We start from the raw sequence: 1,582 nt of genomic DNA, 5'->3' as shown, positions 1-1,582 counted from the left end.
TGCGCTAGCGGCGTTATCCATCAGGTAACGCATCTGATCCAGATCGGAACCGATACCGTTCAGGTAACGGTTACCGGTCTGGTTCAGCACAACGTTACTGACATAGCGCGTGTCAAACGCCGCATCGCCGAGGAAGCGATAGTCATGGTCCGGGTTAAGTTTGATGCGATCCAGCATGTAGGCAGAGCCGAGGAACTGCTTCTCATTGGTATAGGTGCTGCTGGTTTCACGCGGGGCGGCAGATGGCGTCACGCCGAGCAGTTTGTTCAGATCGCCAAACAGCGCCGGATCTAACTGGCCAAGCCCGTCGAGTTTCGGGTTAACGGTGATGAGGTACGGGCTTTTCGGGTTAGCCGACACCACAAAGTAGCCGTTATTACCGGACGGCAACGGGTAGGCGCTGGTATCGACGGATTTGCCCTGCTGTGGAGTGGTGTTGGTATTTTTCAGTACCGCATTTGTTACTCCTGCGCCTGCCAGGCTGCCCGCGCTGCCTAGGCTGGCGCTGCTTTTCTGCTGGCTACCAATGTTTGCCAGCGCGGCACCATTTGCGCTGGCGTTATCCAGCGTGCCGCCACCGTTAATCTGCTGCAGGGCATTTTGCAGTTGATCCTGCCACTGCGGTGAGTTTATGGTGACCGGACCTACCAGATTTTGTTTCGCGATACCACCGTTGATGTTCTGGTTACTCAGAGTATTCAGGGACGGCGCGGTGAGGGTTCCCGCGACACCACCGGCATTCGCGGTCGTATTTGTATTGCTGATATTGCTGCTGAAGTTTGCGCTGACGTTACCACTGGCCTGGATAACAGAGCGGTATATATTTCCGGGAGTAAAATTCGACTCTTTACCTTTTAATGTATATGTCGCTGAAAAGGCATTTACAACATAGCGTGGCGTGTAATCAAGATCAGAGCCATTATGTTTATCATCCAGGATGATTAAATTTTCAGGGGCATCTTTAATCGCTACATTAAGGTCGCTGCCAGCTTCGTTGACCCCGTAGTTTTCCATCCATGAATTCGAGCTAAATCGATAATATTGCGTCGTTGTTCCACTTTTGACCGGAACAATAAAGTCATCTGCTTCCTTATAATTATATGGATTGGATGTTGTTTTTGTAATGAGTTGTACATTACCAGCCAGATTATATTCATAAACAAGCTGATCGGTATAAACACCGCCGGTATAGCTCTGGTTATTCAGTTTGCTGCCGCTCAACTGAATATTTCTGTTAGCTAATACAGAGCTCGCCAGATTATCCAGCGTTGTCGCATTTACTGTTAAATCTCTGCCTGATGAGACGCGTGCCGCTCCACCTGTGCTATTAACCTGTATTTCACGCGACCCCGTCGTACGGTTAAGCGTTAAATATTCCTGATATGGCAAATAGACATAACGAATATTGTAAAAGCCGGGGGAATCGTTCGGATGATTCGCATCATCCCATGTCTCTTTGTAAATCATAAAGTGAGGATTATCTCTCACCGTAACATTAACAGTGGTCGGTACACTCGCTGGATCGAAGGCTCCGGGAACGGTAATTTCACTAACACTCAACCCATCCCGCTGATTCAGCAGG

General features: G+C 49.2%; 1 pseudogene. It reads right to left on the bottom strand.

The annotated features are described in order from the left end of the window. Nucleotides 1-420: pseudogene (locus O3S68_RS24375) on the bottom strand (hypothetical protein); the annotation flags it as partial. Between the last annotated feature and the right edge of the window lie 1,162 nt (nucleotides 421-1,582).

The sequence above is a fragment of the Kosakonia sp. SOY2 genome, assembly GCF_027109175.1.
In the GTDB taxonomy this organism is placed as follows: domain Bacteria; phylum Pseudomonadota; class Gammaproteobacteria; order Enterobacterales; family Enterobacteriaceae; genus Kosakonia.
The sequence above is the reverse complement of the archived record's forward strand: the minus strand, read 5'-3'. Positions and strand labels throughout refer to the sequence as shown.